Source organism: Paenibacillus sp. Y412MC10, assembly GCF_000024685.1.
GTDB classification, from domain to species: domain Bacteria; phylum Bacillota; class Bacilli; order Paenibacillales; family Paenibacillaceae; genus Paenibacillus_AQ; species Paenibacillus_AQ lautus_A.
Window position 1 is genome coordinate 5,459,169 of the sequence record NC_013406.1, and the last position, 12,786, is coordinate 5,471,954.

At 50.2% G+C, this 12,786-nt stretch carries 12 protein-coding genes; 5 read left to right on the forward strand and 7 right to left on the reverse strand.

Annotated features, from left to right (window positions below):
- Nucleotides 1–19 precede the first annotated feature (19 nt).
- On the reverse strand, nt 20–961 hold the full coding sequence (locus tag GYMC10_RS23820; protein WP_015736891.1) for an aldo/keto reductase: 942 nt from the start codon (nt 959–961) through the stop codon (nt 20–22).
- On the reverse strand, nt 948–1,808 hold the full coding sequence (locus GYMC10_RS23825) for an amidohydrolase family protein (protein ID WP_187293003.1): 861 nt from the start codon (nt 1,806–1,808) through the stop codon (nt 948–950). Before GYMC10_RS23825 ends, GYMC10_RS23820 begins: the two co-directional genes overlap by 14 nt.
- Before the next feature lie 140 nt (nt 1,809–1,948).
- On the opposite strand from GYMC10_RS23825, the gene GYMC10_RS23830 reads away from it, so the two are divergent.
- The 5 genes from GYMC10_RS23830 to GYMC10_RS23850 all read left to right on the forward strand — a co-directional run bounded on the left by GYMC10_RS23830 (nt 1,949) and on the right by GYMC10_RS23850 (nt 6,338).
- Nucleotides 1,949–2,824 carry an AraC family transcriptional regulator gene (locus GYMC10_RS23830; protein WP_015736893.1) on the forward strand — a complete coding sequence of 292 codons (876 nt, stop codon included), beginning with the start codon at nt 1,949–1,951 and terminating at the stop codon, nt 2,822–2,824.
- Between the two features lie 142 nt (nt 2,825–2,966).
- Nucleotides 2,967–3,422, forward strand: coding sequence for a MarR family winged helix-turn-helix transcriptional regulator (locus GYMC10_RS23835; protein WP_041622047.1), 456 nt, complete (start codon nt 2,967–2,969; stop codon nt 3,420–3,422).
- 59 nt (nt 3,423–3,481) lie between these two features.
- Entirely contained in the window at nt 3,482–4,306 is an 825-nt protein-coding gene (locus GYMC10_RS23840) for an NmrA family NAD(P)-binding protein (RefSeq protein ID WP_015736895.1), read from the forward strand.
- A gap of 113 nt (nt 4,307–4,419) precedes the next feature.
- On the forward strand, nt 4,420–5,343 hold the full coding sequence (locus GYMC10_RS23845; protein ID WP_015736896.1) for an LD-carboxypeptidase: 924 nt from the start codon (nt 4,420–4,422) through the stop codon (nt 5,341–5,343).
- Nucleotides 5,344–5,423: 80 nt separating this feature from the next.
- On the forward strand, nt 5,424–6,338 hold the full coding sequence (locus tag GYMC10_RS23850; protein WP_015736897.1) for a nucleoside hydrolase: 915 nt from the start codon (nt 5,424–5,426) through the stop codon (nt 6,336–6,338).
- Between the two features lie 155 nt (nt 6,339–6,493).
- Here GYMC10_RS23850 and dgoD read toward each other — a convergent pair whose 3' ends face one another.
- From dgoD to GYMC10_RS23875, 5 genes are all read right to left on the reverse strand, one after another.
- Nucleotides 6,494–7,642: a galactonate dehydratase gene (gene dgoD / locus GYMC10_RS23855; protein ID WP_015736898.1), complete on the reverse strand. Its 1,149-nt coding sequence runs from the start codon at nt 7,640–7,642 to the stop codon at nt 6,494–6,496.
- Entirely contained in the window at nt 7,642–8,292 is a 651-nt protein-coding gene (locus tag GYMC10_RS23860; RefSeq protein ID WP_015736899.1) for a bifunctional 4-hydroxy-2-oxoglutarate aldolase/2-dehydro-3-deoxy-phosphogluconate aldolase, read from the reverse strand. The genes dgoD and GYMC10_RS23860 overlap by 1 nt, the downstream gene beginning before the upstream one ends.
- 257 nt (nt 8,293–8,549) lie before the next feature.
- A complete protein-coding gene (locus GYMC10_RS23865) occupies nt 8,550–10,553 on the reverse strand; it encodes an AbfB domain-containing protein (RefSeq protein WP_015736900.1) in 2,004 nt (667 codons plus the stop codon).
- A 65-nt stretch (nt 10,554–10,618) separates the two neighbouring features.
- Nucleotides 10,619–11,575 (reverse strand): family 43 glycosylhydrolase, encoded by a 957-nt coding sequence (locus tag GYMC10_RS23870; protein WP_015736901.1) that lies wholly within the window; start codon nt 11,573–11,575, stop codon nt 10,619–10,621.
- A gap of 222 nt (nt 11,576–11,797) precedes the next feature.
- Complete coding sequence (locus GYMC10_RS23875; protein WP_041622048.1) at nt 11,798–12,631, reverse strand: helix-turn-helix domain-containing protein; 834 nt, start codon at nt 12,629–12,631, stop codon at nt 11,798–11,800.
- Nucleotides 12,632–12,786: the final 155 nt, after the last annotated feature.

The following is a 12,786-nucleotide window of genomic DNA, read 5'->3' on the forward strand; positions in this document are numbered from 1 at the left end:
CCCAGCTGCCTCCTCTTCATCATCGGATGCCTTCATTGTATTCCGGGCGTCCACTTGTCCAAGTCCGCCCTTGTACGGGCTCCAAAATCTTCAATACTTCCGCTAAGAGGGTCTGATCCAGCGGCTCTTCGCTCCAAGCGGCATTACGTTGTATATTGTCGGGATTGGCCGTACTGACCAGCGTCGTCGGGATCTGTTCATTCGAAGTCGAGAATTGCACGGCTAGCTTCGCGATATCTGCTCCAGCTTTAGCGCAATACTCGGCCGCACGTCTGCAGGCTTCCCTGATATCCGCTGAAGCCGGATGCCAGGAGGGTGCTCCTCGGGAACCGAGAAGGCCCATGGATAAGGGAGATGCGTTAATGAGCCCAATTCCCTCCTTGTCAAGCAGCGGCAGCAAACCGGTAAGCGTCTGATCGTTCAAAGAATAATGGCAGTAAGAAATGATGGCGTCCACTTCGATTTGAGGCAGCAATTTTTCGAACAGCTGCAGAGGCAGACCGCAAATCCCTCCAAAACGGATTTTCCCCTTTTCCTTTAAAAGCTGGAGTGCAGGAAGGGCTTCCTCCATTACAACGGATGCGGGAACGAACTCAATATCATGCAAAAAGAGAATGTCCACGTAATCGGTTTGGAGTCGCTTCAAGCTCTCATCGATACTGGCGATTATCCGCTTGGACGTGAAATCAAAATCATTCTCGCCATAGCGGCCTGCTTTCGTAGACAGGATAAATTGGTCCCGGGGTAATTGTCGGATCGCTTCGCCCAGCACGGTTTCCGCCTTCGTCAATCCGTAATAAGGGGATACATCGATCAAATTGATGCCCGCATCCATGGCTGCGTGCACGGTACGGATTCCCTCGCTGTCGTCGGTTTCCCGAAAGACGGAGCCTAGGGAAGACGCTCCGAAGCCTAATACCGAAACATCCAGACCGGTTCGGCCTAACTTACGGTATTTCATGATGAACACCACCCTTTTCCAACTTATAGAACGCCTTGGCGTTCAGACCGAACAAACGCGCATGTTCCCGTTCTCCCCAATGCTTTGGCAGCGCTTCTGCCAATACGTTAACCACTTGGTCATATCCCGCCGATAGCAGGCACACGGGCCAATCGCTGCCGAACATGATCCGATCGGGACCGAACATCGCGACCACTTTATGTACATACCCATTAAAGTCTTCCTGGCTCCACCGGCGATGTTCCGCCTCGGTGACCATACCGGATAGCTTGCAGTAGATGCGCGGAAAACGGGCGATTCGCTTCATGATGTTCTCCCAAGGTTCGATCTGTCCGCTTCGGATCGGCGGTTTGCCCAGATGATCGATGACGCCGCGGATGCCGGGGACCTGCTCAATCAGCTTCAACAGCGTCTCCAGCTGATGACTCCGAACAAGAAGATCGATCGGGACGTCTTCCTTGACATATTCATTCAATGCTTGGATAAAAGCCGGCTCCAGGATCACATTGGCATCCGGCATATCCTGAATCATGATGCGAAAGCCGATAAATTTCGGATGTTTCCGAAATCCCTCATAATGCCGGCGGTGCTCCGGATCGAACAGGTCGATCCATCCTACCACTCCGACAATGGAAGCATCGCGATCCGCCAACGATAAGAGATAGTCCGTCTCTTCCAAGGTCGGTGCAGCCTGTACCGTTATGCTGCCGTCCAATTGATGCGAATCCAAATGCGGCTTAAGATCGGAGGGCAGGAAATTTCGGTAAAGTTCCGGAACCTCCGGCGTGATCCATTCATAGTCCCCTCGCTCAATCAGCCAATAATGCTGGTGGGCATCCAATCTCATATACATCCCTGCCTTTTAGGTGTTATGTTCGCTATCTTTATTGTACGTTCATAATCTGTGCACAAAAATAGCCAAGGATTGCATTTTTATAACCTATTTTGATATTGTTGTCCTTAATAGAGGATAAGGAGTGGTGAATCATGACTCCCCTGCGTAAACCCTTTCAAGGGGACCCCCTGTTTCCGATGGAAATGGTTTATCGGACTAAAAAAAGCCCCCAATTGGAGCTGCCTCATCACTTGCATGATCTTTACGAATTGGTTTATGTGTACCAGGGAAAAGGCACTTTTTTTATTGAGAACAAGCTGATGGAGAAAAAAGAAGGCGACCTTTTCATCATACCTGGGAACACGATTCACAGCTCTTTCCCTGACCCGGACCAGCCCATTGTTTCGAGTGCTTTATTCTTTGCGCCTTCGCTTGTACTCGGTGCGAACGGAAGCGATTTGCAATACTCCGTCCTCAGTTGTTTTGAATATGCTCAAAAAACAGGCTCCTATCGTCATCAATTACCCGAGTCGAACCAAGCCTATATCGAGGACATGCTGAAAGGAATCTCGGAAGAAATCCGGCTTGCCCAGCTAGGATTCCGCGAGGCGCTCGTGCTTCAGCTTCGCTCCTTGCTGCTGCATATCAATCGCTATATCAGCACCCTGTCCGCAGAACAGACCGCCCACTCCCAGATCGGCCCGGCCTGGCTGATGGATTCCATCCAATGGATTCACGAACACCTGGATCAGCCTATCGGACTAGCCGCTCTGTCGGCACAAGCTGCGGTGGACCCCGCCCATTTCTCCCGCATGTTCAAGAAATACACCGGTTTGCATGTGACGGGTTACATGCATGCTAAACGGATTGCCCGTGCCAAAGAGCTTCTGCGAAACCACGAGGCGTCTGTCGGGCAAATCGCTGAAATCTGCGGGTACGCCACGCTGACGCACTTTCATCGCAATTTCAAAAAATTGACGGGCATGACCCCGGGAGCATACAGGAGGCAAGCTGTTTCCCATCGTTAAGACACGCCAGCAAGCACTTGGGATCATGGCAAGTGCTTGTTGCTTTACCTGGAACGAACGGATTCACACATTTTTCTCAGTTGACAATGGCTCACTCAAGAATTACATTGAATATAGTTAAGGACTTAACAATATGGGAGGCATGATCACTTTGGACGACCTGCAACATTACGTGCTGGATTTGCCGCTGCCTGCCCTTGCTTTTTTCACCCTAGTGGAGACAACGGCAAAGCTGGTCGACGTATCCGAAAGCTATTGGAAATCGCAAGGACTGAACGGGGCCAGAATACGGATTTTAGTTGAGCTTATGAAAGAGGGAGGTACGATGCTTCCTTCCAAGCTGGCACAAAAAATCGGTGTAACCAAACCCAATATCAGTCTGCTGCTTACCCCCTTGGAACAAGAAGGCTTGATTCGCCGGGATCCCCATCCCCGGGACGGTCGAAAGTCGGTCATCACCATTACAAGCGAAGGTAAGCATCTATTGCTTCACAACCTGCCCGCGAACAGGCAGCGGATATCCGAAAAAATGAACGTGCTGAGTGAACTTGAATTAAAGCAGCTTCTGGGCCTTCTGCAAAAATTAAAGGAAGCGTAACGGTGTTTTTGCGACAATTTAGTTAAGCACTTAACCAAATAAGGAAAGGATGACGTTCGATGTCTATCGTCATTACTGGAGCCAGCGGCCGGCTCGGCCGGCTCATTATTAAAGAGCTTCTTCACCATGTTCAGCCCGATCAAATCGTTGCTTGCGTTCGCCAGATGGACTCTGCGGCAGCATTGGAGGAGCAGGGAATTGCGGTCCGCTTCTGCGACTACGACGACCCCGCCTCCCTGAAGGAGGCATTCGCCGGCGCTTCGCGCCTGTTGTTCATTTCCAGCCCCCACCCCGATGATACCGTTCGTTTGCGGCAGCATGCCCATGTGGTTGAAGCTGCAAAAAAAGCGAACGTCAGCCATATTTTATACACCGGTTTCGCCTTTCCTGAACATAGCGATATGTCGATGACCCACTTGCATTTGGCTACCGAGCATGCCATTCGCACAACCGGAATTCCTTATACGTTTCTTCGCAGCGGTTTGTATATGGACTTTATTGAAGCGCTGGATTTGCAAGCAGCCATGTCGACAGGCCATCTTCGCGTCCATCCGGGATCGTGGCAGTTCAACGCGGTTACGCGCACCGATCTGGCGGCCGCCATAGCGGGGGTATTATCCGGTGAGGGTCATTCGAATAAGACTTATGAGCTTGTTGCGCCTTCCGTTTGGACCTTCAACGATTTGGTCTCCTCTCTTTCCGAGCTAACGGGAACACCGATATCCCTCTGTCTCACCAATGAGGTGCAGCATTGGATATTTAGCTTTTTAAGAAAAATCGATACGTCTTCCACTTCTGGCGATCTGGAGAATTTATTGGGCCGGCCCCCAGCGTCCCTGAAAGCAAGCCTCCAATCTTATATAGGGGAAGTCAGGTCTAACTGACGATTACTTATTCCCGCTTCATTTCAGTACTGTGCAGATGGCGTATTCAATATAATCTAGAAAGAGACACGGGAATACGAGGCTTCTTCTATTTCAAGGCAGGAGGCAGGAATATGCCGATACGTCCGCCAATACTACAGAGAGGCGATACCGTTGGAATCGTTACCTTGGGCAGCCCGCTCGCTGCCAGCATCATTGATGCACGGATCGAATTTTTGAGAGCAATGGGGTTCAATATCGTATTGGGTCAATATGTATATGCGCAAAACGGGTTTCTAGCCGGCACGGACGAACAGCGGGCATCCGATTTAATGATGATGTTCCAAAACGAGCAGGTTAAAATGATACTGCCTACCAGAGGCGGCACAGGCGTAGCCGGAATCCTCCCGTACCTGGATTATCAGGTTATCCGGAATCACCCGAAAATCTTGACGGGCTACAGCGATATCACGGTTTTATTAAACGCCCTGCATCAACTGGTCGATTTAATCACGTTCCATAGTCTATTGCTTATTGACTTCAAACCCGAAACGCCAGCCTATAATTTCGATCAGTTTTTTGCGGCAACGTCCCTGTATTCATTAACGCGCCCCATCCTGAACCCGCCTGGTATGCCCCTGATCGGCCGGGTTCCGGGCAACGTTACGGGGCCGCTTGTAGGCGGTAATTTAACGTCATTCGTTGATACGCTGGGGACTCCCTTCGAAATCGATACACGGGGGAAAATCATCGTTCTTGAAGAAACGCATGAACCTACCAATACCGTCTACAGATACTTCAACGATTTGAAGCTCGCCGGAAAATTTCGTGACTGCATCGGCATCATCATGGGGGAATGTACAGGCTGTCAGACGGCTTACGGCAAAGCCTATGAGGATGTCATCAACGAGTTCATCGTGCCTCTCGGCAAGCCGTTGATCACGAACCTTGCCACGGGCCATGGTGTGTATAAAGCAGCTCTGCCGATTGGCGCAACCGTTAATCTCGATTCCATCCGTAATGCCATAACGGTGGTCGAACCCACGATCAGCGTATAAAGTTCGTTTCCTAATGCCAGATGAACCAGCTGGAGCGGCTCCTCTGCGGCCTAGCCCAAACATGATTGGAGGATATGGCGATGACAACTTTTCCAACGATCCCGGCAAGCCAATTGGTGCAGCGTCTGGAGCATCCGGGACGTAAAATCCGCCTGGTGCTGGATACCGACGCGTTCAATGAAATCGACGATCAATTTGCGATCGCTTACGCGCTGAAATCGGCGGACACCATGACCGTAGAGGCACTATATGCAGCGCCTTTCTTCAATGAGCTATCTTCAGGTCCTGCGGAAGGAATGGAAAAAAGCTACCAGGAAATATTGAACATCCGCCGCATTCTGGGACGTGAAGACATCCCTGTCTATCGCGGCTCCACGGGTTACCTTCCTGCTTCCGACCAGCCGGTCGAAAGCGAAGCCGCGCGCAATCTCGTCGAGCGGGCCATGGCAAGCGATCCATCCGATCCCTTGTATGTCGTTGCGATCGGTGCCATCACGAACGTTGCATCCGCCCTGCTCATGGAACCCCGGATCCTCGAACGGATCGTGCTGGTATGGTTAGGCGGGCATGCCCTGCATTGGAGCGATACGAAGGAGTTTAATCTTTTTCAGGATTTGCACGCATCCAGGCTGGTCTTCGACTGCGGCGTCCCGCTCATTCTCGTTCCTTGCCTCGGCGTGGCTTCTCATTTGCAAACCTCATTATCCGAACTGCGGGACTTCGTCAAAGGCCAAGGCGAGATCGGGGATTATTTATTCGAAACATACTTAAGTTGTTCCGACAATCATTTTGCTTATTCCCGGGTCATCTGGGACATTGCCGTCATTGCCTGGCTAAACAACCCGGAATGGTGTCCGAGCGCTCTCGTTCACAGTCCGCGCATATCCGAGGATTTCCGATGGATGCACGATCCGTTTCGGCACATGATTCGCTCCGTTCTTTTCATTCGGCGTGACGAGGTGTTTCGGGATCTTTTCTTGAGGATTGCCCCATAGACATGGATAACCTATAAGAAACCGCTTCATAAAGGATACATCCCATAAAAAACAGCCCCTTCTACTTGATATAGAAGGGGCTGCCGGCGCTCCAGGAAGCTATATGCAAAACACATACAAATACCGATGATTTGGATTGACATCCGTTTGGGTTATCACCACTCCGCGATGCTTCCATCCGTATGCCGCCAAACGGGGTTTCTCCAATTGTGTCCGATATCGGCCATTTTTCGCACATGGTCTTCGTTGATTTCAATTCCCAAGCCAGGACCCTCCGGTATTTTCACGTAACCGTTCTCATACTCGAACACAAGATTATCCACAATGTAATCGAGTAAATCGCTCCCCTGATTATAATGAATGCCAAGGCTCTGTTCTTGAATAAATGCATTGTGGCAAGTCGCATCGACTTGAAGGCAAGAAGCTAACGCAATCGGTCCTAATGGACAATGCGGAGCTGCCGCCACATCAAACGCTTCAGCCATGGAGATGATTTTTTTGCATTCCGTAATTCCGCCTGCATGGGATAGATCCGGCTGTATAATATCAACATATCCATCCATCAATATACGTTTAAACTCCCATTTGGAGAACATTCGTTCACCGGTTGCAATAGGGATGGCTACATGATTAGCGATGTCGCGCAGCGCTTCATTATTTTCGGGCAAAACCGGTTCTTCAATAAACATCGGGCGAAAAGGTTCCAGCTCTTTGGCTAAGATTTTGGCCATTGGCTTATGCACGCGACCATGAAAATCAATGCCGATTCCAACATACGGACCTACCGCTTCTCTAACAGTTGCAATGCGTTCAATGACCTGGTCTATTTTCTCATAGGAATCGACATATTGAAGTTCTTCCGTACCGTTCATTTTTACGGCTGTAAATCCTCGGGAGACCACTTCTTTCGCCGAATTCCCGACATCTGAAGGACGATCTCCCCCAATCCATGAATAGACCTTGATGGACTCCCTTGCTTTTCCCCCAAGCAATTGATGAACGGGCGCGTTATAATATTTCCCTTTGATGTCCCATAAGGCTTGATCAATGCCCGAAATCGCACTCATTAAGATGGGGCCGCCCCGGTAAAAGCCTGATCGATACATGAGATTCCAATGGTCCTCTATTCTTAATGGGTCTTTCCCTATTAAATTCTCCATTAACTCTTCGACTGCGGTTCCTACCGTTCTCGCTTTTCCTTCAATGACAGGTTCGCCCCAGCCGATAATGCCTTCATCCGTCTCCATCTTTAAAAACAACCAGCGGGGCGGCACCAGGAATAATTCGTAACCCGTAATTTTCATTATGAATACGCTCCTTCATCCTCGTTAGATTGTACGGCTGAAGCAAATTGTCTCGCTTTTTCTGTTAATTGCACGAAATACTCATCTGTTATCTCCAGCTGCGTATTCACGAGCGCGCTTCCAATGCCACAACCAATAGCGCCCGCTTTCATAAATTCCTGAATATTGTTTAAATCTATGCCGCCAGTTGGCAGCAACGGAATTTGCGGAAGCGGTCCGCGTATATCTTTAATGAATCTTGGTCCCAACGTCGCAGGAAACACTTTGATAATATCGCCGCCATTTTCATAGGCTGATAGAATTTCAGTCGGAGTAAAGGCACCCGGGATGCTTACTGCTCCGTATCGTTTTGCCATTTGTATCGTTTCTATGTCAACCGTAGGAGACAGAATGAATTTGGCGCCTGCTAAGATAGCGGCTCGCGCAGTTTCAGCGTCCAGAACGGTACCCGCCCCCACCACCACTCGATCTCCAAGTTCAACGGTTATCTCTTCAATGGCAGACAAAACGTTTGGTGAATTCATGGTGATTTCTAGAATGTTCACCCCGCCTTCGTGCAGCGCCTTTGCCATGTTCAAAACGTCTTTTGAATTGGCGCCGCGGATAATCGCTATTATTTTGTTATCTAGAATGCTGGACATGGTATTCATGAAGTTTATGCTCCCTCCTTACATTTAACGCGTGGCATCTCCTGTACCCGCCCGGCCGACAGGACCCGATGCATGTCCACTTAAAAGCCGGATTCATTCCTGTTATATAAAAGTATTTCGTATTCGCAATAAAAGAACTGATAGTGCAATGTTAAATTTTGCAAGAAAAGAAGGCAGCCGATCGCCTGATCAGCTGTCTTCTCTTGTTAATTATGTTGCAGAACAAGCACATGTCAGGCTTATTCCCTCCATATGAATCACTTCACGTAAAATGTCGCATCCTTCTGATCCAATGTAGTCGTGATCGGCGAGATCTCCAACACGCCGTCCCGGTGCCTGATAAATGTTCCGGATATGTTATAAGACTCGAAGGAGGCCGCCCATGGACTTGAAAATCCGGTACGCAACTTCCATGTCGCATCCTGTTTAAACAGAGCGGTATCATTATTGGACTCCAGCCAAATCTTGCCGTCACGATGCCTGAGATATTGACCTGGAAAGGACACCGATTCGATGGAGACGGCGGATGGATCGGCCAATCCCGGAACCATTCTCCATTGCGATTCAGCGCTGTACTGCCCCCCGTCTATCTTCCCTCGGCCATCATGATAACGAATATAACTGTTGGGGATGTTATAGCTTTCCAGCTGGTTGACCGGAATTTCCGCATCCACTCGCACCGCTTTCCAATTCTGCGTATCCAAACCGTTGGCCGTCCATTGAATGACCTTGGTACCGGCCGGAGAACCGGCACCCGCATTGTCCAGCATCAATCCGCTGCGCTCGTTCATGCTGGTGTAGTATCCGTTGCCCTTGTGCGTAAATTTCCACCTCTGAGTATCCCATTCATTATTCGTCCACATGATCACGTTTGTACCCGGTGTCGTGGCTCCGTTGGGATTATCCAGTATCAGGCTGTTGTTTACATTCATAGCCCGGAAGAAGCCGCCGTTTCTGTAATCCAACCGCCACCACTGGGTATCTGCCCCGAGATCGTTCCACTGGATGACGTTTGTCCCGGCCGGCGAACCGCCGCCGGCATTATCCAGCAGAAGCTGGTTATTCTGATTGACCAGCTTATAGGTCCCCCCGGATACAATGGAGAATTCCTTATCCACCTGGGCTACATTGGCACGGATTTCATTCCGGCTCCCCACTTTTACGGTGTTGACCTCCAGGAGCAATGACGGACCCAGCGGCAGCAGCGTTCCGCTCCAGGCTGCCGGCGTGCTCTGATTCGTCCCCTTTACGGTTAGCGGCGCGTCCATTTGCGTCCAGGTCGCTCCGTAATCGGCGCTCGTAAACATTTTGTTAGCGGAAGAAACCACGTCCGTCATGCCCCGAACGTAAAAGCGGCCATTCGCGGTTCCGTCATCGATGTAAGCAACCTCCGGTGTCTGGGATGCGCGATATATTCCTGTTCCTACAACCTCGCCAAGGTCCGTCGGACTTCCCCAATTGATGCCATCAGGTGAGGTTTTGAACCGGACCGCAAAGTTAGGGGCTGCCCCCAGCATCTCAAAAAACATGAAATAGCTTCCGTTCTTCGCTTGTATGACCCGCGGCATCCCCGGACGCCAATTCCAATCTGCCTGATTACCCACAATGATGCTGTAATTTCCCCAGGTCAGTCCACCGTCACTGGAAATCTCCTGCGCGATTGCCTGGTTATACCCCGGTTTCCGCTCATCCGAGTAATAGCAGATCAACCGGCCATCGGCCGTGATCGCAAACTCCGGCTCCCATGTACGCTTTGTCCCCTCGGTTCCCCTTGCAGCCAGGTTGCTGTGAAACTGCCAAGTGGCGCCGTTGTCCGTGCTTCTCCAGATATGAATCGTATACGGTGCCGAGTTGTCCCAATCCGTGGATGCAAACAATAAGGTTCCTGCCGGATAATCCCCAACCTGCTGAGGCAGTACATACAGCGTTGTCATGCCTTGCTGATTCCGGTTCAGTCCGTAATCATTCGGATCAATTTCACTGAATAAGGACCAGGTTGCCCCGTTGTCCGTGCTCTTGTAAAAGGGAAAGGGCTGCATGCCGCTCCATCCTGCGTTGCCGGGAAACCGCGGGGTGAAGGTGGTCAGAATATCTCCATTATCAAGCTTGACCGCCCTTACATAATAAGGCTCCGGTTCAGCCGGATTACTATAAACAACCGTTCCGATAGCAGCCGCCTGCGCCGTTGGCGCGGCTAAGGTTGACATGAACAGCATAACGATGACTGCAAGCAGCCCAAAACGTTTCAGCCTAGTATTCATCTCGATCCCTCCATAATAGATAATGGATCATTTCATATGCAAACCTGTTTAAAGGCATTCATTGATTACGCCCCCGATGGCACGGGCTGATGATGCGCATCGCTCCAAGGAACCCCGAAATCAGGCGTACCATCAAGTTTCCAGCCGAATTTCTGTATGCGCGTCGAGCGGATGCTCGCATCGGCGTCGGCTGAAGGAAGCGCATGGAAGACGATCCAGTCCTCTTGATCATCCGGAGACCTCGTAAAGCTGTTGTGGCCGGTCGCATAGACTCCGTTCTCTATACTTTTGCGAAAAACAGGCTCCATCGACTTTTGCCATGAAGCCGGATCCATCGGATCGGCATCTTCATCCATCGTCAACATTCCCAGGGCATAATCCTCGGACCAGGTCGTGCTGGCGGAATAAACCAGAAAAATGCGGCCGTTCCTATGCAGCGTGACGGGACCTTCATTAATGGCCATTCCGCCTTGTTTTTCCCACGTAAGCGTTGGAGCCGTTAGCAAGCGGTGTTCCCCGGTCAATGTCCAAGGATTAGCCATTTGCGCAATATAAATAGCAGATCCGTATTCGGGAAAATGTCCGTATCCGGCATATAGAAAATAAAGCCGATTCCGTACCGTCATCACGGTGCCGTCCAAGCCCGGAACGGGAGTCTTCATCGCCCCTTTCCAAACCCATTCGCCTTCGAGCGGATCGCTATGTTCGTTCTCCAGCACGCATAGCCCCCGCGATTCGTCTCCTCCGCCATCGTTAGCCGTATAGTAGATGTACCATTTGTCATTCAGATCGTGTATTTCCGGTGCCCACAAGTTATAGCTGTAGGGACCTCCCGGTTCTGGAGACCATATAGTCTTCCTTCGGCCCTCTGCAAGTCCGGTCAAGGTGGAGGATCGGGTAAGTTCCAGGCGACCCGGCTGCGTGGACATAAAGTAATAATAGCCATCCGTGTGCTTCAGCACCCAAGGATCGGCTGCGTTTGCTACGATTGGATTGCTAAACGTCGTTGTGCGATTTGACATGCTCTCTCTCCTTTTATCCCTTCATTCCAGTCAAGGTAAAGCCTTCAGCGAAGTCCCCCCTTCGGTTTATTCCTACTTTCATTAATTATCAGGGACGAATTCTGGGCAAACAATTATGAAAACGCTTTAGTATATATGCAAAATAAAGCAATACCGAATCGTTTTCGACGGTCGAAAAAGAAAAGGGCCGCCCTGACGGACGGTCCTCATAAACGATTCGATTCATGGATTCTGCTTACGCCATTCAAGCGGTGTGGCTCCATTCGATTTCGTAAAGAACTCATAAAACCGACTGGAAGAGGTAAAGCCCACCTCGGCGGAGATCGATTCGATCGCCTTATCGGTTTGTCGCAACAGCCGTTTAGCCTCCATCAAACGAAGGTTGATGATATACTGCTTTGGCGAGACGCCGAAGGATTCCGAGAACTTCCTGCGAAGATTGCTTTCGGAAATAAAATGGCGAGCTGCGAGCTCGTTAACCGTAATTTGTGTATGATAGCTGCTATGAATTTCTTTTAATATCGCTTCCAATACGACCTCATCGGTACCTGCCGCCCTTATCGACGTTTCCCTGTTACGCTGGAATATCAGCAAGGTTGTCTCAAAGGCAATCCGCATCATGTTGTAGGCATCGATGTCTTGCCTCTTGGAATTCCATTCTTTCTCCAGCTGATAAAAACTGATTTCCGCCCACCGCATATCATCTTCGTGAAGATGGGAGCTCCGGATCCGATGTGGTTTGGACTCTATTTCATGAAAGAGGTATTGGCAATGGACCGGAAGCCTATCGTGGAAGAAATGAACGGATATCCCCTGCCAAGGCCTCGTACAAACGAAGCCGTGATGAAGCCGGGCAGGTATCAGGATAAGATCGCCGGCAGCTACCTTGATATTCTGTTCAGAAGAGCTGTAGTACCCTTCCCCATCCAATACCAGCGTCAGCTCATCGTATTCATGGGCATGTGACTGGAAGAGGCCCTCTCCCTGCTCGGCCTGAAAGGTGTGAGGCTTAAAGCGCTCCATACTGATCACAAAGCTCTTTTCACTGTTTTCCATGTTCCATCCTCTTTCTATGAGGCTTCTAATAGGCAGTCCTTCTCTATTCATTCTATGAAGTCCTCCGAACCTGGTCAATAAATATCGAGGTCCCCTGGTTGTTCTGACATGGCTTGGTGTGAAACATTGAAATGAATAAGACTAAAAACCCTTGA